At 57.9% G+C, this 24,447-nt stretch carries 23 protein-coding genes; 2 read left to right on the forward strand and 21 right to left on the reverse strand.

What is annotated here, in order from left to right:
• Nucleotides 1-104: 104 nt before the first annotated feature.
• Nucleotides 105-1,481, reverse strand: coding sequence for an MDR family MFS transporter (locus OKB77_RS11380; RefSeq protein ID WP_270817651.1), 1,377 nt, complete (start codon nt 1,479-1,481; stop codon nt 105-107).
• 173 nt (nt 1,482-1,654) lie between these two features.
• On the opposite strand from OKB77_RS11380, the gene OKB77_RS11385 reads away from it, so the two are divergent.
• Nucleotides 1,655-2,257, forward strand: coding sequence for an HAD family hydrolase (locus OKB77_RS11385; RefSeq protein WP_005334990.1), 603 nt, complete (start codon nt 1,655-1,657; stop codon nt 2,255-2,257).
• Between the two features lie 85 nt (nt 2,258-2,342).
• On the opposite strand, the gene OKB77_RS11390 is transcribed toward OKB77_RS11385, so the two are convergent.
• The 19 genes from OKB77_RS11390 to tapM all read right to left on the reverse strand — a co-directional run bounded on the left by OKB77_RS11390 (nt 2,343) and on the right by tapM (nt 20,644).
• The gene (locus OKB77_RS11390; protein WP_042082617.1) at nt 2,343-2,603 is read right to left on the reverse strand and encodes a hypothetical protein; all 261 of its coding nucleotides are present in this window, start codon (nt 2,601-2,603) and stop codon (nt 2,343-2,345) included.
• A 234-nt stretch (nt 2,604-2,837) separates the two neighbouring features.
• The gene (locus OKB77_RS11395) at nt 2,838-3,635 is read right to left on the reverse strand and encodes a DUF1338 domain-containing protein (RefSeq protein ID WP_219264315.1); all 798 of its coding nucleotides are present in this window, start codon (nt 3,633-3,635) and stop codon (nt 2,838-2,840) included.
• A 59-nt stretch (nt 3,636-3,694) separates the two neighbouring features.
• On the reverse strand, nt 3,695-5,164 hold the full coding sequence (astD, locus tag OKB77_RS11400) for a succinylglutamate-semialdehyde dehydrogenase (protein WP_270817653.1): 1,470 nt from the start codon (nt 5,162-5,164) through the stop codon (nt 3,695-3,697).
• Between the two features lie 72 nt (nt 5,165-5,236).
• Complete coding sequence (gene astA / locus OKB77_RS11405; protein ID WP_005334994.1) at nt 5,237-6,256, reverse strand: arginine N-succinyltransferase; 1,020 nt, start codon at nt 6,254-6,256, stop codon at nt 5,237-5,239.
• 76 nt (nt 6,257-6,332) lie between these two features.
• Nucleotides 6,333-7,550 carry an aspartate aminotransferase family protein gene (locus OKB77_RS11410; protein WP_005334995.1) on the reverse strand — a complete coding sequence of 406 codons (1,218 nt, stop codon included), beginning with the start codon at nt 7,548-7,550 and terminating at the stop codon, nt 6,333-6,335.
• Nucleotides 7,551-7,826: 276 nt separating this feature from the next.
• Nucleotides 7,827-8,408 carry an aminodeoxychorismate synthase component II gene (locus OKB77_RS11415; RefSeq protein WP_139463500.1) on the reverse strand — a complete coding sequence of 194 codons (582 nt, stop codon included), beginning with the start codon at nt 8,406-8,408 and terminating at the stop codon, nt 7,827-7,829.
• Between the two features lie 21 nt (nt 8,409-8,429).
• Complete coding sequence (locus tag OKB77_RS11420) at nt 8,430-8,645, reverse strand: hypothetical protein (RefSeq protein ID WP_005334997.1); 216 nt, start codon at nt 8,643-8,645, stop codon at nt 8,430-8,432.
• A 118-nt stretch (nt 8,646-8,763) separates the two neighbouring features.
• Entirely contained in the window at nt 8,764-9,768 is a 1,005-nt protein-coding gene (gene trpS, locus OKB77_RS11425) for a tryptophan--tRNA ligase (RefSeq protein ID WP_005362251.1), read from the reverse strand.
• Between the two features lie 42 nt (nt 9,769-9,810).
• Nucleotides 9,811-10,479, reverse strand: a complete 669-nt coding sequence (locus OKB77_RS11430; protein WP_139494141.1) for a phosphoglycolate phosphatase — start codon at nt 10,477-10,479, stop codon at nt 9,811-9,813.
• Complete coding sequence (gene rpe / locus OKB77_RS11435; RefSeq protein WP_005335006.1) at nt 10,466-11,140, reverse strand: ribulose-phosphate 3-epimerase; 675 nt, start codon at nt 11,138-11,140, stop codon at nt 10,466-10,468. The genes OKB77_RS11430 and rpe overlap by 14 nt, the downstream gene beginning before the upstream one ends.
• 188 nt (nt 11,141-11,328) lie before the next feature.
• On the reverse strand, nt 11,329-12,201 hold the full coding sequence (locus OKB77_RS11440) for a Dam family site-specific DNA-(adenine-N6)-methyltransferase (RefSeq protein WP_005335008.1): 873 nt from the start codon (nt 12,199-12,201) through the stop codon (nt 11,329-11,331).
• 70 nt (nt 12,202-12,271) lie between these two features.
• Nucleotides 12,272-13,852: an SPOR domain-containing protein gene (locus tag OKB77_RS11445; RefSeq protein ID WP_270817661.1), complete on the reverse strand. Its 1,581-nt coding sequence runs from the start codon at nt 13,850-13,852 to the stop codon at nt 12,272-12,274.
• Nucleotides 13,842-14,924, reverse strand: a complete 1,083-nt coding sequence (gene aroB, locus OKB77_RS11450) for a 3-dehydroquinate synthase (RefSeq protein WP_064335701.1) — start codon at nt 14,922-14,924, stop codon at nt 13,842-13,844. The genes OKB77_RS11445 and aroB overlap by 11 nt, the downstream gene beginning before the upstream one ends.
• 14 nt (nt 14,925-14,938) lie before the next feature.
• A complete protein-coding gene (aroK, locus tag OKB77_RS11455) occupies nt 14,939-15,457 on the reverse strand; it encodes a shikimate kinase AroK (protein ID WP_005335014.1) in 519 nt (172 codons plus the stop codon).
• A 191-nt stretch (nt 15,458-15,648) separates the two neighbouring features.
• Complete coding sequence (locus OKB77_RS11460) at nt 15,649-17,874, reverse strand: type IV pilus secretin PilQ (RefSeq protein WP_270817662.1); 2,226 nt, start codon at nt 17,872-17,874, stop codon at nt 15,649-15,651.
• Between the two features lie 16 nt (nt 17,875-17,890).
• Nucleotides 17,891-18,424, reverse strand: a complete 534-nt coding sequence (locus OKB77_RS11465) for a pilus assembly protein PilP (protein ID WP_270817664.1) — start codon at nt 18,422-18,424, stop codon at nt 17,891-17,893.
• Entirely contained in the window at nt 18,421-19,020 is a 600-nt protein-coding gene (gene tapO, locus OKB77_RS11470) for a PilO family type IV pilus biogenesis protein TapO (protein WP_270817666.1), read from the reverse strand. The genes OKB77_RS11465 and tapO overlap by 4 nt, the downstream gene beginning before the upstream one ends.
• Nucleotides 19,017-19,595 (reverse strand): PilN family type IV pilus biogenesis protein TapN, encoded by a 579-nt coding sequence (gene tapN, locus OKB77_RS11475; RefSeq protein WP_005353997.1) that lies wholly within the window; start codon nt 19,593-19,595, stop codon nt 19,017-19,019. The genes tapO and tapN overlap by 4 nt, the downstream gene beginning before the upstream one ends.
• The gene (gene tapM / locus OKB77_RS11480; RefSeq protein WP_270817668.1) at nt 19,583-20,644 is read right to left on the reverse strand and encodes a PilM family type IVa pilus assembly protein TapM; all 1,062 of its coding nucleotides are present in this window, start codon (nt 20,642-20,644) and stop codon (nt 19,583-19,585) included. Before tapM ends, tapN begins: the two co-directional genes overlap by 13 nt.
• Before the next feature lie 300 nt (nt 20,645-20,944).
• Between tapM and OKB77_RS11485 the strand changes: the two genes are divergently transcribed.
• Entirely contained in the window at nt 20,945-23,416 is a 2,472-nt protein-coding gene (locus OKB77_RS11485) for a penicillin-binding protein 1A (RefSeq protein WP_270817670.1), read from the forward strand.
• A gap of 49 nt (nt 23,417-23,465) precedes the next feature.
• Here the strand turns inward: OKB77_RS11485 and oxyR are convergent, their stop codons facing one another.
• Nucleotides 23,466-24,365, reverse strand: coding sequence for a DNA-binding transcriptional regulator OxyR (gene oxyR / locus OKB77_RS11490; protein ID WP_005354003.1), 900 nt, complete (start codon nt 24,363-24,365; stop codon nt 23,466-23,468).
• Between the last annotated feature and the right edge of the window lie 82 nt (nt 24,366-24,447).

Genomic DNA, 24,447 nt, shown 5'->3' on the forward strand with positions numbered 1-24,447 from the left:
ATGGCTTGATGGCAACAGCCACGCTATTCGCCAAATAACAATCAGGGCTCCCCGCGGGGAGCCCTGATGCTAGCTATGGTGAGCCAATATCGGCGCAGGCCAAATCAGGCGCTGATGGAGGCCAGCTCATGGCGCTTCAACGCCAGCAGGGTGATGAGCAGCGCCAGCGTGGCGATCAATGCCATGCCGATATAGGTCGCGCTGAAGCCCGGGGCCAGCAGATCGGGGGCGAGCCGGCTCAGATCGCCACCGCTGCCGGCTGGCAGGCGCAAGTGAAACAGCATGGAGCAGATGGCCACGCCGACGGCACCGCCAAGCTCCCGTCCGAAGTTGAACAGCGACATGCCGATACCGCGATCCTGCCGCGGCAGTGCATTCTGTACCACCACCGAGAGGGCAGGCAGCACCAGACCTAGACCGATACCGGCAAACCCGAGCGCCAGCCTGACCCAGGCATCGAAGTGGATCTGCCAGAGCGCCACCGCCGCGAGGCCAAAGCCCACCGAGACAAAACTCTTGTAGTGACCGGTACGGCCAATCAGCTTGCCGCCGACAAAGGCCCCGGCAGTGATGCAAATCATGAAGATGACCATGATGGCGCCGCTCTCGCTGGCGCTCATCCCCTTCTGCCACTGCATCTGCAACGGCAGATAGACCAGCACGGCAAACATCAGCAACTGGGAGAGCATCACCAGCAGCACGCTCACCAGATAGCCGGGCAACCGGGCCAGATGGGCGGGCAATATGGGGTCGTGGGCACGCCGCTCAATCAGAATGAGCAGCAGCAGCGCAACACCCAGCGCCGCCGAGAGCCAGACTGCAGGCAGCGCCGCTTCCGGCGAGAGCAGCAACAGGGTGAGCGTGGTGACGGTAATCAGCAGACCCGCCCCCTTCCAGTCGAAGCGACTGTGGCGACGCACGTTGAGCTGCTTGAGGTTGCGGTTGATGAGAAAGACCGCCAGCGCCCCGAGCGGCAGATTGATCCAGAAGATCCAGCGCCAGCTGAGCTGCTCGGTGAAATAGCCGCCAAGCAAGGGGCCAGCGATGCTGGAGACCGCATAGACCGCCGAGATGTAGCCCTGATACTTGCCCACCTCCCGCGGCGGAATGGTGTCGGCAATCACGGTAAACGCGAGGGCAATCAGACCTCCGCCCCCCAGCCCTTGCAGCACCCGCGCCGCCAACAGGGTCGGCAAATCCTGAGAGAGCGCGCAGGCCACCGAGCCCGCCAGAAACAGGCCGATGCCGATATTGAGCATCCGCACCCGACCAAAGAGATCGCTCAGCTTGCCATAGAGGGGCAGCACGGCGGTGGCGGCCAGCAGGTAGGCGGTGACCACCCAGGTGAGGGCGGCACCGGCATGCAGCTCGGCGCCAATCATGGGCAGCGGGGTGGTGACTATGCTCTTTTCCAGTGAACCGAGCGCGATCACCAGCGCCACGCTAGAGAAAATGGTTTTGGGGGATATTTTCGAGGTCATAAGCGGACTCGCTGATCTGATATGCCAAAGTATCCGGCAATGAACGGATTATTGTCTCACAAATCAGCAAGAGATAGAAAAAACGGCGGCCACAATCTGCCCAACCATGAGGCCGATCCCACAAAACGCCGACCGTTTCTGCTAGCCTGCTCTATTTGATTCGAGGAGCCCCCATGAGCGAGCGTGAGCAGTACGGGTTTGATCACTACGATGCCCTGATTTTCGATATGGATGGCACTTTGGTAGATTCCATGCCCCTTCATCTGGATGCCTGGGAGCTCACCTGCGCCGAATTCGGCATCCCCTTCGAGCGGGATCAGCTCTATCAGTACGGCGGCATTCCCACCCGCAAGATCATCGCCATGCTGGCCGAGCAGCAGGGGCTGACGGTGGATGTCGAGGCTTTTACCCGTCGCAAGATTGCCCTCTATATGGAACATATCGACAAGGTCAGCGTCTTTCCCAAGATGTGGGAGCTGGTCAGGCACTATCACGGCAAGGTCAAGATGGGGATTGGCACCGGCTCACCGCGCAATCAGGCGGACTCCATCCTCAAAAGCACCGGACTCGACGCCTATATCTCTGTGGTAGTGAGCGCCGATGATGTCACCAACCACAAGCCGCATCCCGACACCTTTTTGCGGGTGGCCGAGCTGCTCGGCGCCAATCCAGCCAACTGTCTGGTGTTTGAAGATACCCGGATCGGGCTTGAGGCTGGCAAGGCGGCAGGGATGGATACCGTGCTGGTTATCGAAGGTGACCTGCACCAGCGCTAAACGGCTCAGGGGCAAGCAGGCAAACCGATAAGATGGTGCCATCACAGTGGCACCATTTTTTATTCAGGTGAGCATAGCGGCAGCGTCAGTGCCCGGACAGAGTTGCAATCACCGCCGGAATGCTGGCAACCGTCAGACAAAGGGCGTTGGCCTGCGCCTCATCCTGTAGTGCCTGATGAGTGCGAAGCAGCTCAAGGGCTTCGGCCGGAGTATCTGCAAAGGTGGGGGCGGCGATGGCGGCAAATCCCTGTTCGACCAGTTGACGACGCTCATCGCTATAGCTGGGTGCATTGGCATCTAGATAGGTAAGCGCCTGACCCTGCTTGAAAAAGTGATAGTTAGGCATCGATTGGCCCCGCAAAAATAAAGCGCCATTCTACTCCTTTTTGCTCCGCCGCCCGCGTCAATCTGTGTCGTCTAAAGTGATCTAGTTCACATTTTTATCAACAAATTTTCACCTGTTAGGCGCCGTCCAAATCCCCTCTTCACGCGGCGTCAGACAACACCCGATACCGTCACTCTGCGCCAAACAAAACGCCTCCACAAAGGAGGCGTTGCGACTGAAACAGGGTGGCTCCCGTTACATGGCATTCGTCGATTCGAAGATCTTGTCCGCCGAGGCCTCGACGAAGCCCGGATAGAGCACGCCATCGGCTTGCGGATAGCGCAGGGCAAACTCGTAGAAGCAGCTCGGGATGGTACGCACCCCATCGCTGAACGGCACCTCTGCTTTGTCGGCCATGGTGGAGGATTGCTCCAGCATCACCTGCGGATCCCCCTTCACCTCGCCACCCACACTGTTGAGGACAAAACCCGCCGCCTTGAGCGCCGCATTGACCTGATGGATGGTGTCGAAATCCTTCAACTTGTTGATATTGACCGTGAAGTGGTTGGCACGATAGCCCCAGGCTGCCATCCAGGCCGCATACTCGCTCTCCGCCAGCAGAGTCTGATAATCGGCATAGGAGACCTGCCAGGGGGCGCCGGTGTAGAGAAATGCCGAGGTATCTGTCAGATGATCGGGCACCTGATCGGCCAGCTTGTGGATGATGGCCTGCGCCGCTGGGGAGAGCTCTTCCACCTTCAGCTCGCTGATAAACACCTTGGGAGCGTCCGGATCCTGATGCTCGAAGTGCTTGGCATAGAGCTTCTTGGCCTTGAAAACGTACTCGCCCTTCTGCTCGTAACCGAGCGCCAGAAAGTGGGCCGCCAGCTTCTCCAGCCCCAGCTTGGGCAGGTTGTAGGTACGAAACGCCACGTGATCGTTGACGATGGGCTCGCCGCCACCCAGCAGGGTGTGCACCTTGAGGGCGCTCGGGGTCACCTTGATGTAGTTGTCCCACAGATGGCTGAACAGGGTGTCGATATCCTTTTGCATCTCTCTTTCCTTTGATTGCGGGTACAGATGGGGGCACCGCTGGATGCCCCGTGTCGTTATTAGAAACGCAGGCCGGGCGACAGCTGCTCCGGCATGGCGGCTTTGCTGTCTTCGACGGAGGCAACCGGATACGCACAGTAATCAGCGGCATAGTAGGCGCTCGCTCTGTGGTTGCCGGAGGCACCCACGCCACCAAACGGCGCGGCACTGGAGGCACCGGTAATAGGCTTGTTCCAGTTGACGATGCCAGCGCGGATCCGCTTGAAGAAGTGGTGCCAGTCCGCCTCCTTATCCCCCAGCAGACCGGCCGAGAGACCGTAGCGGGTGGCGTTGCCCTGATCGATGGCGGCATCGAAATCATCATAACGAATGAGTTGCAGCAGCGGGCCGAAGTACTCTTCGTCAGGCAGCGCGCTCACTGAGGTCACGTCGATAATGCCCGGGGAGACAAAGCCTGTGCCCACTTCCAGGTGCTTGAGGGTAAGCAGGCTCTCGCCACCGAGGCGCTGCAGGTTGGCTTGCGCCTCGACCATGCCAATCGCAGCCTTCTCGCTTATCATCGAGCCCATGAACGGCTGCTCGGCTGCGTCATAGAGGCCGACCTTGATCTGGCTAACCACCTCGACCAGTCGATTGACCAGCGCATCGCCCCGCTCGCCGCGCTCGACAAACAGGCGGCGGGAGCAAGTACAGCGCTGACCGGAAGTGATGAACGCCGACTGGACGATGGCATGGACGGCGCCGTCGATGTCGCTCACATCTTTCACGATCAGCGGGTTGTTGCCGCCCATCTCGAGAGCCAGAATTTTGCCCGGCTGACCGGCAAACTGCTGATGAAGGAAATGGCCGGTGCGGGAGGAGCCGGTGAAGAAGAGGCCATCGATATCGAGGTTGCCAGCCAGCGCCTTGCCAGTCTCGACCTCCCCTTGCACCAGATTGAGCACCCCCTTGGGCAATCCGGCCTGCTGCCACACCTTGACCATGGCTTCCGCGACCATGGGGGTCAGCTCGGAGGGTTTGAACACCACGGCGTTACCCGCAATCAGCGCCGGGACTATATGGCCGTTGGGCAGATGGCCCGGGAAGTTGTAGGGGCCGAACACCGCCACCACACCGTGGGGCTTGTGACGGACAAACGCCTTGGCGCCCGGCATGGCATTTTCAACGGTGCCGGTACGCTCGTCATGCGCACGGATGGAGATGGCAATCTTGCCCTGCATGGCGGCTACTTCGGTGCGGGTCTCCCACAGCGGTTTGCCTGTTTCGCGGGCAATGGTCAGCGCCAGCGCCTCTTTCTGCTCGCCAAGCAGGTCGGCATAACGACGCACTATGGCCAGACGATCCTCAAGGCTCATGTCCGCCCAGTGGTAGAAGGCGGCACGGGCGGCCTTGACGGCGGCATCCACCTGCGCCGCACTGGCGGCAGCCCCCTGCCAGATCACCTCGTTCTTGGCTGGATCCTTTGACTCGAACGGCTTGCCTTCACCGGCAAGCCACTGACCGTCGATAAATTGCACTAACTGGCTCATCCATTCACTCCCTGTCGCTGGCAGGCAGCCTCGGCTGCCTGTCTGATAATCGGTTTGCTTGTCCTGTTTGCCTCAGTCGAGGTCGACCACCCGCACCATGTCGCCATCCTGCACCTTGAGTGCCGCCGCCATCTTGGGCGGGATGATGGCTTCGTGCTTGTCGAGATCGACCCGGATATTGCCGTAGCAGGCGCGGTAATGTTCGAAACGGCTGTTGCAGATAAGGTGGGTCTTGCCACCGATAGGCTCGCCCACCAGCACCCGCAGCTTCTTGCTGCGGCGCACGCTGCGGATATTCTTCACGTCGCACTCGACGGTGGGGCCCGCATCGAAAATATCGACGTAGCCACGGTTCACGAAGCCCTCGTCCTGCAGCATCTTGATGGCCGGACGGGTCTTCTCGTGGGTCTGGCCAATGACGGCCCGCGCCTCTTTGCTCAGCAAATTGACATAGATGGGGTACTTGGGCATCAACTCGGCGATAAAGCGCTTCTTGCCGATGCCGGTCAGATAGTCGACGGTAGGAAAATCCATCGAGAAGAAGTGAGTCTGCAGCCACTCATAGAAGGGACTGTGGCCGTTGGCATCGGAGACGCCGCGCATCTCGGCGAAGACGGTCTCGTCAAACAACTCGGGGTGCTCGGCCATAAACAGAAAGCGGTGCTTGGAGAGCAGGCGGCCGTTGAGCCCCTCGCGGGCACATTCGCGCAAGAACAGGGTGCAGAGCTCGGAGTTGCCGGTGTAGTCGTTGGAGAGGGTCAGGGTTTCAACGACGTTGTAGATGCCGAGCTTGGGAGAAGAGTGCACCACCTTGCCGATGTGATAGTTGTAAAACGGCTGGGAGAGGCCAACCGCGGCATCAATGGCACAGGTGCCCACCATCTCGCCGGTCTCCAGATCCTCGGCCACGAAGAAGTAGAGGCAGTCCCCCTTGCCGGCGGGCTTGTCGGAAAAAGTCTGGGTAGAGGCATCAATCTTGCGCTGCAGCAGCTCATCGTTGACGGGCAACGAGGTCATGCCGGTGCCGGACTCGATGGCGCAGGTCTTGAGCCCGGCAAAATCTTTTTGCTCGATGGGACGGATAACCAACATAAATGACAACTCCCTTTCATTGACGACAGGTGGGGTCCCGGCTCCTGCCGGGAGAGCTCCCCACCTCAATTTGGAATCAGGCGTTAACCACCTGGGCAACCGCCTTCTCGAAGCGGGCCAACCCTTCCTTGATGTCCGCTTCCGGGATCACCAGTGAAGGGGCAAAACGAACCACGTTGGTACCAGCCACCAGTGCCATCAGCCCCTGATCGATGGAGGCCAGCAGGAAGTCGCGGGAACGCCCCTTGTAGGCATCGCTCAGGGCCGCGCCCAGCAGCAGACCCTTGCCGCGGATCTCGCTAAAGCAGTGGTATTTGGCGTTGATTGCCTCGAGCCCCTCGCGGAACAGCTGTTCGCGTTGCTTGATGCCCGCCAGCACCTCCGGAGTATTGATCACGTCGATCACCGCCTCGGCGACCGCACAGGCAAGCGGGTTGCCGCCGTAGGTAGAGCCGTGAGTGCCCACTTTCAGGTAAGAAGCGATTTCGTTGGTGGTCAGCATGGCGCCGATGGGGAAACCGCCCCCCAGAGCCTTGGCGCTGGTGAGGATGTCCGGCGTGACGCCCAGACCCATATAGGCATAGAGATCACCGGTCCGGCCGACGCCGGACTGCACTTCGTCATACACCAGCAGGGCATTGTGTTTGTCGCACAGCTCGCGCACCCCTTTGGCAAACTCGTCGGTAGGACGAATGATGCCCCCCTCCCCTTGCAGCGGCTCCATCACCACGGCGCAGGTGTTGTCGGAGATCACCTCGGCCAGCGCCGCCAGATCGTTGTAGGGAACATGGGTAATGTCACCGGGCTTGGGACCGAAGCCATCGGAGTAGGCTGCCTGGCCACCGACGCTGACGGTAAAGAAGGTACGACCGTGGAAGCCCTGATTGAAGGCGATGATCTGGGTCTTCTGCTCGCCAAACTTCTCGATGGCGTAGCGGCGAGCCAGCTTGAGGGCCGCTTCATTTGCCTCGGCGCCGGAGTTGCAGAAGTAGACCTTGTCGGCAAAGGTAGCGGCAACCAGCTTCTTGGCCAGACGCAGGGCCGGCTCGTTGGTCATGACGTTGGAGAGGTGCCACAGCTTCTCGCCCTGGGTTTTCAGGGCCTCGACCAGCTTGGGATGACAGTGACCCAAACCGTTGACGGCGATGCCACCGGCGAAGTCGACATACTCGCGCCCTTCCTGATCCCAGACACGTGACCCTTCACCACGCACCGGGATGATCTTGGCGGGCGCATAGTTGGGAACCATCACTTCATCAAACACTTCACGTGTCACTGCCAACAACTCTGACATATAGCTCTCCTTCGATTCGGCGACAGAATAATCCACCACCCAAAAGTTAAATCCGTGTAAACGTGACGGGATTATCACAGAAATAAAGTAAAAAGTCTGTAACAAGACGGCCTATAAGGAACAATGTTCGATTGCTCTTGAGATTTTAGGCAACCGCATTGCATAACGACTCAGGGGGGCTTGGCAAGAGATAATTTGGGCAGGAGAGGGGGTGAATAAAGTGTCAGGGAAATTTTTTTTGCCTTCTCTCGAACTTGAGAAGGCGATCACAACTTTTTATGAACGCGCCAGAAAGTTGGCCAGCAACTGATGGCCCTGCTCGCTCAAAATGCTCTCCGGATGGAACTGAACACCCTCGACAGGGAGCGTCTTGTGGCGCAGCCCCATGATCTCGTCAAACGAGCCATCGGCATGCTCGCTCCAGGCGGTGATGTCGAAGCAGTCGGGCAGCGTGTCACGCTCCACCACAAGCGAGTGGTAACGGGTCACCCGCAGCGGGTTGTTGAGCCCCTTGAACACCCCCTCATTGCGATGGCGGATGAGCGAGGTTTTGCCGTGCATTACCTGACGGGCACGCACTACGCGGGCGCCGAAGGCCTGCGCCAGCGACTGATGACCGAGACAGACGCCGAGAATGGGCAGCTTGCCAGCGAAGTGGCTGATGGCATCGAGAGAGATCCCCGCCTCATTGGGCGTACAGGGACCGGGAGAGATCACCAGAAAACGGGGGGAGAGCTGCGCTATGGTATCAAGCGTCAGTTCATCATTGCGCTTGACCACAACCTCTTGTCCCAGGGCGCCGAAATATTGCACCAGGTTCCAGGTAAAAGAGTCGTAGTTATCGATCAACAACAACATGAGATAACCAACAGCGGAGAATTAACGATCGAGATAACGACCCTGTTCCATTTCCCGTTCACGCTGACACTCGGCCAGATAGATGGCGGCAGCAACGGCAGGGGTTTTATGGTGCTTGTCGATGGCATTGGAGACCATCAACTGCAGGGTATTGAGGTTTTTCGCCTTGCGAAATTTACGTAGCCAGTGACCTTTGTCACTCAGCTCTTCAGCAGAAATAGTTGGTTGAACAGGCATGCTTTCTCTTGGGGATATTACCCAGGTTGAAATAAAGAAATTAAACAAAATAGCCGGGCAGAAAATAAAGAAAGCCAGGCAAATACCCAGCTCTCTTCAACTACACCTTCCCAGTATGTCAGGCTCGAGGAACGAAGCCGACTACATCATATACGCTGGTCAGGGTTTTTTCAGCTCTTTCGCGCGCCTTTTGTGCGCCTTCTGCCAGAATCGCGATCAGATGGGCCTCATCCTGACGCAACTCGTGGAAACGGGCCTGGATTGGTTCCAACAGCGCAACCACGGCTTCGGCGGTTTCGGTCTTGAGGTGACCGTACATCTTGCCTTCGAAGTGCTGCTCCAGCTCGGGGATGGAGCGGCCGGTCACGCCGGACATCAGGGTCAGCAGGTTGGAGACACCCGGTTTGTTTTCCGGGTCGAAACGCACCACCGCCGGCTCGTCGGAGTCAGTCACCGCACGCTTGATCTTCTTGACGATCTGCTTGGGATCTTCCAGCAGGCCGATGAAGTTGGCTTCGTTGTCATCCGACTTGGACATCTTCTTGGTCGGATCCTGCAGACTCATCACCCGTGCCCCTTCTGTCGGAATGAAGGGCTCCGGCATGGTGAATACCTCACCATAGAGGTTGTTGAAACGGGTGCAGATGTCGCGGGTCAGCTCCAGATGCTGCTTCTGGTCGTTGCCGACCGGCACCTGATTGGCCTGATAGAGCAGAATATCAGCGGCCATCAGCACCGGATAACCGAACAGGCCGACGTTGACGTTGTTCTCGAAACGGGCGGACTTGTCCTTGAACTGGGTCATGCGCGACAGCTCACCCATCTGGGTATAGCAGTTGAGGATCCAGCCCAGCTCGGCGTGCTGCGGCACGTGAGACTGGATGAAGACGGTGCTCTTCTTGGGATCAATACCGACCGCCAGATAGAGGGCAGCCGCGTCCAGACAAGCTTTGCGCAGGGCAGCCGGGTCCTGACGAGTGGTGATGGCGTGCAGGTCGACGATGCAGTAGAGGCAGTCGAACTCATCCTGCATGTTGACCCACTGACGCAGGGCCCCCATGTAGTTGCCGATGGTCAGTTGACCGGAGGGTTGCGCTCCGCTCAATACGATTGGTTTAGTCATGAGAGTGTTAATCCTTGTTATTCAGCCAGCCCAGCTGCGCTATTAGACCAAAAGTGCATCGAGCTGGGCAAACTGCTCGAATACCCAGTCTGGATGGGAGTCGGCGATGGGGCGGCCATAGTTGTAGCCGTAGGTAAGACCCACCACCTTCATGCCAGCCGCCTTGGCCGCCAGCACGTCATTTTCTGAGTCGCCCACCATCAGGGTGCGAGCCGGGCTCACCCCCAACTCCTGGCAGGCGTGCAGCAAGGGCTCCGGGCTCGGCTTCTTGACCGGCACGCAGTTGCCGCCAAGCCAGAGTTCGAAACAATCGCTGATGCCGAGGGCATCGAGGATGGGGGCCACGAAATCGCTCGGCTTGTTGGTGACGATCGCCTGCTTGTAACCCAGGGTTTGCAGGCGACGCAGACTCTGGGCCACCCCGTCATACATCGCCAGCCCTTGCAGCAGGCAGGCGTTGTAGTGCTGGAAAAAAATCGGTCTGGCCTTGGCAAACAGCTCGGGATCGGCCTCGCGATAGGCGAGCGCCCGCTGGATCAGCTTGTCAGCCCCGTTGCCGACCCAGGTACGGATCACCGCTTCATCAGCCTGCGCCAGACCGAGGTCTGCCAGAGTCAGATTGACCGCCAGCGCCAACTGGGCGGCGCTGTCAATCAGGGTGCCGTCCAGATCGAACAGCACCAAATCAAATGCGCGCTCAGCGTGTGACATGAGCCAGCTCCGCACGCATCTTGTCGATCACCGCTTTATAGTCAGGCTGGCTGAAAATGGCAGAGCCGGCGACAAACATGTCGGCGCCCGCTTCGGCGATCTCGCGAATGTTGTCGACCTTCACCCCGCCATCGATCTCGAGGCGAATATCGCGGCCGCTCTCGTCGATCAGACGACGCACCTGACGCAGCTTGTCTAGGGTACCGGGGATAAAGCTCTGGCCACCGAAGCCCGGGTTGACCGACATCAGCAGGATCACGTCCAACTTGTCCATCACATACTCGAGGCAGGAGAGCGAGGTAGCAGGATTCAGCACCAGACCGGCCTGGCAGCCCATCTCCTTGATGAGGCCCAAAGAGCGATCAACGTGATCGGACGCTTCCGGATGGAAGGTAATGAGGGAAGCACCGGCCTTGGCAAAATCAGGAATGATGCGATCCACCGGCTTGACCATCAGGTGCACGTCGATGGGGGCCTCGATACCGTAGTCACGCAGCGCCTGACAGACCATGGGGCCAATGGTCAGGTTGGGGACATAGTGGTTGTCCATCACGTCGAAGTGAACCACGTCGGCACCGGCAGCCAGTACCTTGGCTACATCGTCACCCAGACGGGCAAAATCGGCAGAGAGGATCGAGGGGGCAATCAGAAAGTCTTTCATCAGCATCATCCATTGGCAGCCAGGGAGAAAAAGCGGCGCAATTTTAACGTAAAAGGCGGGCGAAAACGACTCGAATGCGGGGTAAATGGGGCAATCGTCTCCCCTCCCCCAGCCACCCGGGTTTTGGGACATCGGCACGGGCGCGGACTCGCCCATAAAAAACGGCGCCCCGGGCGCCGCATGGTCTGTTACGTCAGTGGCAGCAGTTCACTGTCGCTGGGATAGTAGCCCTGCTCCGGTTCGATTCCGGGCGGATAGAGCGCCAACAACTCGGCCACCTTGTTGCGGGTGCCGCCGTTGCGACTGATGGTGCGCTTGACCAGGATTTCGTCGAGGCGGGCACCGCGATAAAGCTCACGAGTCAGCTCGATATCGTGGTTGCTGATCAGCACCGGCACCCCTTTGTGAGCCGCTGTGTGGCGGGCCAGTCGAGCCAGGATCGCCTGATCATCCAGGGTAAACCCACCGGAGGCATAGGTGGTGAAGCTCGCCGTAGTGGAGAGCGGCGCATAGGGTGGATCACAGTAGATAACCCAATCCTCTTCGGCACGCTTGATGGCGTCGGCGTAGCTCTCGCAGATAAAGGTCGCCTTCTGCGCCTTTTCGGCAAAGGCCCACAGCTCTTTTTCCGGGAAATAGGGTTTCTTGTAGGAACCGAACGGCACGTTGAAGCCGCCCTTCTTGTTGTAGCGGCACAGTCCGTTGAAACCGTGACGGTTGAGAAACAGGAACAAGAGTGCCCGCTCGAAGGTGGTCTCGGTCTGATTGAACTGGGTACGCAGCCGGTAATAGGCCGCCTTATGGTTGTGCTCTGCCACAAACAGCTTGCGCGCCTCGGCAATGAAACTGTCCGGCGTCAGCTTGAGGTGGTTGTACAGGCAGATCAGATCCGGATTGATGTCGTTGAGCACATACGCGTCGTAGTCAGTGTTGAGAAACACAGACCCGGCCCCGACGAAGGGCTCCAGCAACACACGCCCGGCCGGCAGGCGCTCGGCAATCTCTTCAACCAGGGAGTATTTTCCCCCGGCCCATTTTAAAAAAGCGCGTGTTTTTTTCATGGAAATCCGGTGTGTAAGAAGGCAAGACCCAAAAAGGGGGACGATTCTACCCCCTTATCCGGTATCAAGGCTATTGCTTCAGCTCTTTTTGTACCTGTGCAAACGACTTGGGCCAGGGCTGACCTTTCAGCAAAGCTGGCGGAAGCTTGCGAATGGCACTCTTGGCCTGGGTCAGACCGGCATAATCCCCTTGCAGCACCACATACCAGGGGCTGCCACGGAATTTGGTCTGATAGACCCATACCTTGCCCGCCAAACCATGCTCGGCGACAAACTGATCCACCGCCTTGGTGTTGCTCGCCCCCATCAGCTGAACGCTGTAGTGGTTGCGCGGCTTCTTGTTCAAGGTGGCGACCGGTGTAAGGGCCACTTTGGGTGCTGGCGCGGCAACCGGCTCGTTGCTGGCTGTTTTGGTGGTGGCAGCAGGCGTTGCGGTTGTCACCGGATTCAGTGCCTTGGCGGTACTGGCTGGCGCCGTGGTTGCGATTGCACCACTGGGGGTTGCGCCGTTCTGGGCCTTGCCGGTCAGCTCGTCCACCACGTCAGTAGGCAGAGCGCCGCTCACCTTGGGTTCGGTCATCAGCTTTTGCACTACCTCGTCGGAGATCACCACCCGACGCCCTTCGTAATTGGTTGATTCGGTGGTCACGGTTTCGCTCTCCACCGATTTGGGCAGCACTTTCGCCTCCGGCTGCCAATCCTTCACGACTCCGTTGGGATTGCTGGCTGCATCGCTGTTTTGCGCGCCTTGTGCAGCGGAATCTGTATTCGAACCGCCAGCAGTGAGGGGATCGCCTCCCGCTACCGGGATCGGCAATGCCGTGTTCTGCGCCGGATCCTGCAGCGCCGGTTTGCTTTCATTGTCAAACAGCGCAGGCAGCAGGTAACTCAGCGCCAGCAGGCCGCCAGCGACCAGCGCGATAGCGGTGGCAATCTTCTTGACAGGCAACTCCGCCTGACGCTTCTTGGGCCTTCTGTCGGTCATGATATCCTCCAGTAACTGCATGATGGTGGACGGATGTCCGTTCGCCGTTTTCAGGATCTCCTCCACTTGCGGCTTGGGCAAGAGGGTCGCCGGGATCTTGAGCTCTTTGGCTTTCTCATACAAGAAGATGCGCTGCTCGGGCGGGCTCAGTGGCGGCACCTCCAGCTCAAGGGCTGGCATGGCACGCCCTTTGAGCTGCGGTCGTTGGGTACGACACCAGACGTCACTGCCCGAGACGATAATGGCCAGCTGATGGGGCGCCGCCAGGGTATCGTTATGACGGATGATCGCCCACAACTCTCCCAGCAATTCGGCTGGCAACTGATCGGCCCGCTCTATCAGCAGCAGCAGGGTGGCAGGCTTGCTCCCCTCCAGCATGCGAAAGAAGCTCTCCGCCAGCGCATCCTGTGGATTGAACAGCGGGCGCGCCACCACCTGTGGCAGCAACAGCTGGCGTACATCCACCATCTTCATGGCAGGCGTACCAATCAGGCTTACCACCCGCACTTTTTCCGGCAACACGCCGAGCAGGGATTCGCACAGGGTACCGCGACCACAACCGGGTTTACCGGAGAGAAAAATGAAAGGGTGATTGAATTCAATCAGATGCAGCAGCCGGTCAACCAGCTGCCGCTGGGAAGGAAGTTTTAGCAGTTTATTCGTCACGACCAGACTCGATCACCGCCAGCAACTCGGCATCGGACACATCCCCCACCACCTGTGCATGGCCGATGCCAACCGGCAACACCAGACGCAGCTTGCCTTCCAGCACCTTCTTGTCACGGCGCATATGGCGAATAAAGGCGGCGAAATCCATCTCGGCAGGCGCATGAATGGGCAGATTGGCGGCCAGCAGCAGAGCGCGCACACGCGCAACGTCCGCTTCGCTCATATCGCCACGGGCCTGCGCAGTCCAGGCTGCCAGCATGGTGCCGGCGGATACTGCTTCACCGTGCAGCCAGTTGCCATACCCCTGCTCGGCCTCGATGGCATGACCAAAGGTGTGACCCAGATTGAGCAGCGCACGGACGCCGTGCTCGGTCTCATCTTGACCGACCACATCGGCTTTGATCTCGCAGCAGCGTTTGATGGCGTAGGCCAGCGCGGCAGGTTCCAGCTGTTGCAGACGCACCATGTTCTGCTCCAGCCAGCTGAAGAAATCAGCATCCCAAATGATGCCGTACTTGATCACCTCGGCCATCCCTGCGGCAAATTCGCGGGCTGGCAAGGTACTCAGACATTCGGTATCGATAACAACTTGTTTGGGCTGATAAAAAGCCCCAATCATGTTCTTGCCGAGGGGGTGGTTGACAGCGGTTTTACCGCCGACAGAGGAGTCAACCTGGGAGAGCAGAGTGGTCGGGATCTGGATAAAAGGAATGCCACGTTGATAGCTTGCTGCCGCAAAGCCCACCAGATCCCCGATCACGCCGCCCCCCAGAGCGATCAGTGTCGTATCGCGCCCATGGTTGGTTTCAAGCAGAGCAGACATGATCTGCTCAAAGGTCGCCAGGTTCTTGTATGCCTCACCGTCAGGCAGGATCAGGTGTTCAACCTGAAAACCCGACAGCAGAGCGGTTACCCGTTCAAGATAAAGCGGAGCAACAACCGTGTTGGTCACTATCATCACCCGCTTGCCCTTGATGGTCGATACCAGCGCCTCGGGGCGCTGCAACAACCCGGCAGCTATCTCGATGGGATAGCTGCGTTCACCCAGTTCGACCTTCAACCGTTCCATGGACGTCCTCTAGATTACATACCGATCAGCTTTACAATTTGATTGGCAACGATTTTTGCGCTCTGGTCATCGGTGTGCACAACAAAGTCGGCAACCTCTTCATACAGGGCATTGCGCTCTTGTGCCAGACGTTCCAGCACTTCGCGTGCCGGTTCTTCGGTCTGTAGCAGAGGGCGGCGTTTGTCTCGCTGTGTGCGCGCCAGCTGCTTTTCGATAGTGGTTTCGAGGTAGACCACGATGCCACGAGCAGACAACTTGTTGCGGGTTTCGCGACTCTTGATGGCACCGCCACCCGTCGCCAGCACGATACCCTGCTGCTCTGACAATTCGCCGATCACCTTCTCTTCGCGAATCCGGAAACCTTCTTCGCCTTCAACATCGAACACCCAGCCGATATCAGCACCACTGCGGCGCTCAATCTCATGATCTGAGTCGAAAAACTCCATATGCAGTTGTTCTGCCAGATGTCTACCTATGGTGCTCTTGCCCGCACCCATGGGACCTATCAGGAAAATATTGCGTTTCTCAGCCATGTCTTTTCGTTAGTAATTACAAACTGTACGACCCCGATGAATACTGGATCGGGGTACCTATGAACCTTATCTTGCGATGGATCAGGAGGGGGATTATCTCAATAGATATCGGGACTGGCAACCGCAGCCCTTACGCCCCAGCCTCATTGGGGCGTAAGGTTATATGTGTTTTACCCTCACATGTAAAGCATTCAGAAGGCGTCGGTGACTATCTTGGGCGTCACGAAAATCAGCAACTCCCGCTTTTTGTTCTCGCTGGTGGTCTTGCGGAACAAGGCCCCCAATCCGGGAATATCACCCAGCAGCGGCACCTTGGTCACATCGCTCTTGATGGTCTGCTGATAAATGCCGCCCAACACCAAGGTCTCGCCATTGTTCACCAACACCTGAGTGGTGATGGACTGGGCGTTGATGGAAACCGCATCACCGGTACCGGTCGGTACCGTTTCACCCTTGGTATCCTGGGTCACGGTCAGGTCGAGAATCACCCGATTGTCAGGGGTGATCTGCGGGGTCACCTTCAGGCTCAATACCGCCTTCTTGAAGGTAACCGAGGTAGCACCACTGGAAGAGGACTCCACATAGGGGATCTCGGTACCCTGCTCGATCAATGCCGGTTTCTGGTTCGCCGTGGTCACCCGCGGACTGGCGATAATCTCGGCCTTGCTCTCTTTTTCCAGCGCCGACAACTCGAGATCCAGCAAGGTGCCATCAGCCAAACGGGCAACCTGGAAGGCCAAAGTACCGGCCGCATTGGTCACCGGCAGGTTGACGTTCAACCGATCGTCTGCTGTCGGTCTGGTAATTGTCGAGCCACCATTGTTGTTACCAGAGCCATCATTCCCCGCTATGGAACCGGACGTACTGTTGCCATGACCATCGTTTTTGGTCACTCCCCACCGCACCCCGAGCGCTTCATCAAAGCCGTCATCAATGGTCACCATCCGCGCCTCGATAACCACCTGCTTGACCGGAATATCGAGAATATCGAGCATCCGTTTGATGCTGCTGATGACATCGGCGGTATCCTTGACCACCAGCACGTTGGTTCGCTCGTCCACGCTCACCGCACCACGGGGTGACAGCAACTTGGTACTTTCGGAAGAGAGCAGGGCCGCCACTTCCGAGGCCTTGGCATAGTTTATCTGCAGATATTCGGTATAGAGCTGCGCCAAATCAGCGACCTGATTGCGGCTCTCAAGTTGCTGCTTCTCGCGTGTTGCGATCTCTTCTGCAGGCGCTACCAGCAAGATGTTGTTATCCAACCGCTTATCCAGACCCCGCACCTTCAAAATAATGTCGAGCGCCTGCTCCCACGGCACCCCATCCAGACGCAAGGTAATATTGCCTGCTACCGAATCTGTGGTTACCAGGTTAAGGTTGTTGAAATCGGCGATCAGCTGCAACACGGTACGGACTGGAATATCCTGGAAGTTCAATGAGATCGGCTTGCCCTGATACTGCTTGGATGCCGTGGCCGTCGTCCGCTTTTTTACCTCGATAATGAAGAGCTTGTCCGCCTGATCGTAACGGTAATCAAACTGACCATTGATCGACAGTTCAAACAGGGTATCACTGCCCTGCCGGGAGACTTCAACCTGAGAGACCGGCGTTGCAAAATCCTGCACGTTGATCAGATTAAGCAAGCCATCCGGTACCCGAGTGCCATGAAACTTGGCCAGTACGGTCTGGCCTCGGCTGCTCACATCGACGGCGGCCGAGCTGTTATCCAGCGTGACCAGAAACTCCCCCTGACCATCCTTGCCACGACGAAAATCCACACCGGTAACCGAGTTGAAATAGGCGCCCCCCCCACTGCTTTGATAGTTGTTGAGCACCGGCTTGCTGGCAGGCTGTGTTGCTACCGGCGTAGTCACGGGCGCAACAGGCATCGACCGGGCGACGATCTGAGGATTGAGCAGTGCCGAAGGAGAGGGTGTGGCCACCATCGCAGAGGGCGCTGGCACAGGAGTAGCCGAGGTTACGGGTGCAATCAGGGCGCTCTCACCATTGATGAGCCCGGAAGAGGCCCCCTCGCCCAATGACACCAGCAATTTGTTCCCCTGTTGCTGCACCTGATAGGGGGCCAGCTGATCGAGTGCGATCTTGATATCCAGACCTGCGCCCTTACCCTCAACCTTGATGTTATCTACCCCCAGGCGCTGGATCGGCAGCGGGTTCACTTTCAGCGCCCCTACCGCACCGGGAACATGCAATAACAACTGATTGGGCTGGTAAGAGAGACGATCGGTAAAGCCCGTGACCGGCTCACTGAAACTGAGCTCCACCAGCAATTGATCGGCAAGCAGCGGATTGACCTTGATCTCCTGCAGGGTTGCCACTGCCCACGCCTGACTGAGGGCGCTGGCGCAAAACAGCAAAGCCACTTTGGATAAACTCTCTATTGTTGTTCTCATTGCTGTTCGTCCCTGATTATTGTTTTTCTTGCACATTGGCCATCGCCAACTGGGTTTCTCTTGTTACCCAGCACCCCTTCCCGTCCGGAATGGTTTCCAGCAAATCCACGGCAGTGTCAGTGATCTTGATGACCCGGCCCTGATCAAGCCCCATATACTGGTTGAGTCCGACGCGCATCGATTTGCCATCCGGGGTGCTGATCAAGGCCCACAACTGGCCTGCCTTACCCAAAGAACCATGCATCGACAGACTGGCCAGCGAATAATTTTCCAGCACCTCTTTCTCACGATCCATCAGGGTCTGAGCACAATCCGGCTGGGCCTTGGCAGTGCTTGTACTTCCGACCGTCGCCTCAGGCTGGGGAACCATGAAGGGGCTGCGCAACTCGAGTTGCTGGTAGTGCATAGGGGCAAAAGGCTTCAGCTCGGGCAAGGGCTCGATAGGTATGGGTGGCCTTGCTTTGGTCTGGGCGACATAGCTATCCATGTCCTCCTGACCACCACAGGCCGCCAGTAAGAGGGCAGGTAACAACCAGCAGATGCGTCTCATTGTTTCGGCTCCACTGTTTTACCGTTGTACTTGTAGGTCTTGGCCAACATCGACATCGAAATCAGCTCCCCTTCATCCTTGCTCTGACCCAGAGTGAAGGAGTCAAGGATGACGATACGGGGCAAGGCGGCCATGTCAGCGGTGAACTTTCCAATTTCATGGTAAGTGCCCACGACGTCGATACGCATTGGTAGCTCGGTTGAAAACTCGTGCTTTACCTCTGGCTCCCAGTTGATCCGGTTCAATTTCAAGCCGTTGTCGGTAGCAATAAAGCTGATATCGTCCAGCAGACCGGCGACCTCATGGGTATTGGGCAACTGCTTGAGCTGGGTATCGACCAGTTGTTCAAGTTGAACCATTTGTGCCTTGTATGCCCCCAGGTTGGCAGCCAGCATCGCCTTGCTTTCAAACTGGGCTTTCAGTTCGGTCTCTTTCCCCGCTTCCTGAGTCAAACTGGTCAGTGAGTTGGCAATCACGTAGTAGTAGATGGCGCCGCCGGTCAACACGCAGCAGAAAAAGATGAAGACCCCTTTTGCCCATTTTGGCCAGCTTGCTATGTCATTGATATCCAACTCGTTGAGTTGCTGAAGGTTCATTGTTGCTCCTTGGCCACATTCCCTGCAGCCGCAGCATTGTTGGCGATCAGGAACATCATGGAAAACTGGCTCAATGACACTGGCGCAACATCAGCCGCAAAAATAGTGCTTATCTTTGCCTGACCCAGCCAGCCGGAACCATCAATCCGCCGCATCATGCTGGCCACCCGACCATAGGCTTCGGTCTTGCCATTTACATCAATAATATTGTTCTGCATCGAGAGGGTGTTGAGGTAAACCCCGTTGGGCACCAATGAAGGCAGCTGATTGAAGAGGCGGACGGGCACATTGCGGCGCATCTGCAACTGCTCGATGAGCTGCATCCGATCGATCAGTTCCTTGCGACGCTCTTTGAGCAGACGGATCTCCCCCAGCTGGGCATCCAGAATAGTCATCTCCTGAACCAGCCTCTGGTTGCGCTGCTGCTGGGCGACGATCTGGCGATCAACCAGCCAGTTGGCAAAAAATCCCAACGCGACCGTGGCCAGCACAAAAATCCCCAGCAAGGCCCCGAACTGTTTCTTTTGGCGCTGGGCCCGGGCTTCACGCCAGGGTAGAAGGTTTATATTTGACATGGTGTGAAACTCCTCAGAGCCAACCCGAATGCCGTCATATATTTAGCACCATGTACCAGCTCGGCCTCCCCTTTCGGTTTGCCAAACAGGGCGAACAGATCCGGGTGCAACACCTCGCAATTGACCTCTTCTTTTACCTGCACCAACAAACCGGGTAGCAGACTGCCTCCCCCCGTCAGCACCAGTTTTGCGATGTCGCGATAACCGGATGAACTGCAAAACAGCTGGATATTGCGCCGCACTTGCTGCAACAGCGAGTTGATGTGGGGCATCAGCACATCCAGCTCATGGTCAACAGGCAAGGTACCTTTGGTTTTAGCCTGCTCAGCTTCATCCAGCGTCATGCCATAAAAGGAGGAGAGCGCCTGGCTGTATTGATCGCCACCGAAGTTCTGCAAGCGGGAGTAGATCACCTCCCCCTTGACCAGCGCCGCAAAGGTCATGGCACTGGCGCCAATGTCGATCACCCCGATCGGCCGTTCACTCTCCTGCAATTCGGGCAGACAAGCCACCACGGCACGGCCCAGCGCATGGGAGCCCACATCCACCACCTTGACGGCAATACCGGCTTCGGCAAGGGCGCTGACCCGGCCGTTGACACTCTCGGTGCGGGCTGCGCTCAGCAGCACATCTTGACGATCTTCGCTATTGTTGGTGCTCAGTACCTCAAAATCGAGACTCACTTCATCGAGGGGGAAGGGAATGATCTGCTCGGCCTCCAGTTGCACCTGATTCTCCAGCTCCTTGTCGCTGAGGCGGGCATCAATCTGGATCACCTTGGTTATCACGTTGGAGCCGGTCACCGCAGTGGCGGCATAGTCGCTGTGAGCTGGGATCAGGCGCTTGAGAGTCTTGAGAGATTGGCTGACGCGCTCGATATCCTGCAATTGATAGTCAACCAGCGTCCCTTTCGGGGTGGCAATATCGGCGACAGATTCGAGATGAAGCTTGCCAGGTCGGCCACTGAGGGTAACGGCCTTGATGGTCTGGCTGCCAAAATCAATGCCCACCAGAGGGAGGAGGGATCCCTTGTTAAAAAGCCCAAACATATACACATCCATGCGTTATTTGGTTTTATTCCTGAACAGAGTGTAGGACACCCGATCAGAGGAGTGCTTCACTCATCCTAAATGCTCTAACTATCAATGTCATAAAGTTTATGCCGAAAAGTGACCCATCTCGCTTTCTTCATGGCAAGTGGCCCTCCTTGGTTATTGCTCCCTGTAGTGCTAACCTCTCGCATCCTTTTGAGGTGGGTGGCTCGCCACAGGAAAACCTCGAATTCCCGATGGCAAAAGGGCTATACTCTGCGCCCGTTGGCTAATTTTAAGACGATTGGTAGTTCTTCCATGCTGAAATGGCTCGTTCGCCTGTTTATTGTCATGATGCTGGGTGCTGTGCTGGGTGTTGCCAGCCTCATCGGTATCTACTTCTATATCAAACCCCAACTGCCCGATGTCACCGCACTGCGTGACGTCAAGCTGGCAACCCCGATGCGGGTTTACAGCCGGGATGGGGAGTTGATCGCCCAATATGGCGAAATTCGTCGCATTCCGCTGCGTCTGGACGAAATTCCGCAACCCATGATCGATGCCGTACTGGCGACCGAAGATGCACGTTTCTATGAGCACCCGGGCATTGACCCGATAGGTATCATTCGAGCCGCATCCGTCTGGGCTGTTTCCGGCCATGCCCGTCAGGGGGCCAGTACCATCACCCAGCAGGTTGCCCGCAACTTCTTCCTGAGCAATGAGAAGACCATCATCCGCAAGATCAAGGAGGTCTTCCTGGCCTGGCGGATCGAGCAGAATCTCTCAAAAGACGAGATCCTCGAACTCTACCTCAACAAGATCCCCCTCGGTTATCGCTCCTTCGGGATCGGTGCTGCGGCACAGGTTTACTTTGGTAAAGAGGTCAAGGATCTGGGACTGGACGAGATCGCCATCATTGCCGGTCTGCCGAAAGCTCCCTCCATGCTCAACCCCATCCGCTCCCCCGAGCGGGCCTTTGCGCGCCGCAACGTTGTGCTGGGCCGGATGCTGGAAACCGGCAAGATCACCCAGGCCCAGTTTGACGAAGCGTCCAAAATGCCGATCAAGGCCCGTTTTCACGGCGCCGAAGTGACTCTGCACGCCCCTTATCTCGGTGAGATGGTGCGCCAGAAGATGGTCGAGCAGTTCGGTGAAGATGCTTACACCATGGGCCTGCACGTCTACACTACCGTCTCTGCCGAACGTCAACGGGCAGCCAGACAGGCGCTGCTGGATGGCGTTTTTGCCTATGACATGCGCCATGGCTATCGCGGCCCGACGGCTCAGTTGTGGAAGGCTGGCGAGCCAGCCTGGGATTACGAGCAGATTGTCGCTCACCTTGGCAAACAGCCCACTTACGATCCGCTAATGGCGGCGGTCGTGACCAAGCTCGGTGATCGCAGCGCCACGCTGGTACTGAAAAATGGCAAGGAAGCAGAGCTCGGCTGGAACGGCATTAAATGGGCCCGCTCCTTTATTACCGACGACCGTCAGAGCTATGCCCCGAAATCGGCGCGCGATGTGCTGAAAGTCGGCGCCCAGATCTGGGTACGGGAAGAGGGCGAAGAGTTGCTGCTGGCCCAAATCCCGGACGTCAACGCCGCGCTGGTTGCCATGAACCCGAAAAATGGGGCACTGGAAGCGCTGGTCGGTGGTTTCAGCTTCGAACTCTCCAAATTCAACCGGGTCGATCAGGCGCGTCGCCAGATCGGTTCCAATATCAAGCCTTTCCTCTATGCGACCGCGCTGGAGCATGGCTATACCCTGGCATCGCTCATCAACGATGCGCCGATCAACCAGTGGGATCCGTCAAAAGGGCCCATGTGGCAACCCAAGAACTCCCCGGCCGTTTATGATGGCCCCACCCCGCTGCGTCTGGGACTGGCCAAGTCCAAGAACGTGATGTCGGTTCGACTGATGCGCGCCATCGGTCTGGATACCTATATCGACGGTCTGACCCGCTTTGGCTTCCCCCGCGACTTCATCTCTCCCCATGAGTCGCTGGCGCTGGGTGCTGCCGAATTCACCCCCCTCGAGGTAGTGCGTGGTTACTCGGTTCTGGCCAACGGTGGCTTCCTGGTGACCCCATACTTCATCGACAAAGTGACCGACAGTCTGGAGAACACACTCTATCAGGCCAACCCTGCTATTGCTTGCACCACCTGCGAACAGCAGGCTGCACCCGAGCAGAGCACACTGCCGGAGCCAACTGTTGATGGAGCCGCACAAGATGGCACGCAGACCCCTCTCGCGCCAACCATCGCCCCGCATACCATCAGTGCCCAGAGTGCGTTCCTGATCACCGACACCCTGAGCACAGCCATCTGGGGTGGCAACGGCTGGCGTGGTACCGGCTGGCGTGCAGCCCGCGACCTGAAACGTCACGACATCTCCGGTAAAACCGGTACCACCAACGAATCGCGAGATGCCTGGTTCTCCGGCTACACCCCGGAGATCGTTGCTACCTCATGGATCGGTTTTGACAACCACCAGCGTGGCCTTGGCCGTGCCGAGTTTGGTGGCGGCGCCGCGCAGCCTATCTGGATCGACTTCATGAAAGTCGCCCTCAAAAAGCTGCCTGAGCACAAGATGCCGGTTCCCGAGGGGATCATGACGGTGAAGATTGATAGCGAAACCGGCCTGCTGGCGACCAGTGGCGGCACCGACGAATACTTCAAGGAAGGGACCGAACCGACCCGCTACGCAGCACCGAGCTCGGATGGCAATCAGGTCTACGGCGGTGACAACCCCGATGTGGAAGGGCCTGTCTCAACCGACGATATCTTCTAAGCTGCTCTTGCGGCAGAAGCAAAACCGGCAGCCTTGGCTGCCGGTTTTTTTATTGGGCCAACTGCTTGCTCATCAGTGTGGCGATCGAGGCGGCTAACTCATTGAAGCAGGGGCGACGCACCGAGTAGTGGCGATAGAGCAGCGAGATGGTACGCCCCGGCACAGGGTCAACCACCGGCCGATAGCTCACCCCGCCCTCATCATGATCGGCAGGTACGGCCAACTTTGGCACCAAAGTCATGCCGCTACCGGCGGCCACCATGTTGCGCAGGGTCTCCAGACTGGTCCCCTTGAAGCGTTGATCCTCACCTATCCCGCCGGCGAAACAGAAGCCCATCGCCTGATCCCGCAAACAGTGACCATCGGCCAGCATCAGTAATTTCTTGCCCTTGAGATTGCCAAGCGGCACCTGTCTGGCCTGTGCTTCGGGGTGATGGCAAGGCACCGCCAACCACATCGGCTCGTGGTAGAGCTGGATTGAACCAAACCCCTCCATCCCCGGCATCTCGGCCAGAATGACGCAATCCAGCTCCCCCTCTTCCAGCCGCTTGAGCAGGGTCTGGGTCTGCTCCTCATAGAGGTAGAACTCCAGCTGGGGAAAACGCTCACGCAGGGTCTGGATAATGCGGGGCAACAGGTAGGGGCCTACGGTCGGAATAAAACCGATATGGATCTCCCCGGACATCGGTTCGGAGAAGTGCTGACCGATGCTCTTGAGCTCGCGCACCTCCTTGAGCACCCGACGCGCCTGATGGGCCATGGCATCGCCAGCAGGAGTAAACAGCACCTTGCGCGAGGTACGTTCGATCAGAATGACCCCGAGTTCATCCTCCAGCTTGCGCAGCTGGCCGCTCAGGGTGGGTTGACTGACAAAGCAGCGTTCAGCGGCTTTGCGAAAATGTTTTTCCTCATCCAGCGCCACCAGATATTCGAGATCGCGAAGATTCATACAGCAAGAGTCCTGCCTGGAAAATGGGCCATCAGCATGCACAATATCGTCCGGCGGGACAAGTCATCCGCTCGCAGTGAAC

The sequence above is a fragment of the Aeromonas sp. Y318-3 genome (assembly GCF_027706185.1).
Lineage (GTDB): Bacteria > Pseudomonadota > Gammaproteobacteria > Enterobacterales > Aeromonadaceae > Aeromonas > Aeromonas veronii.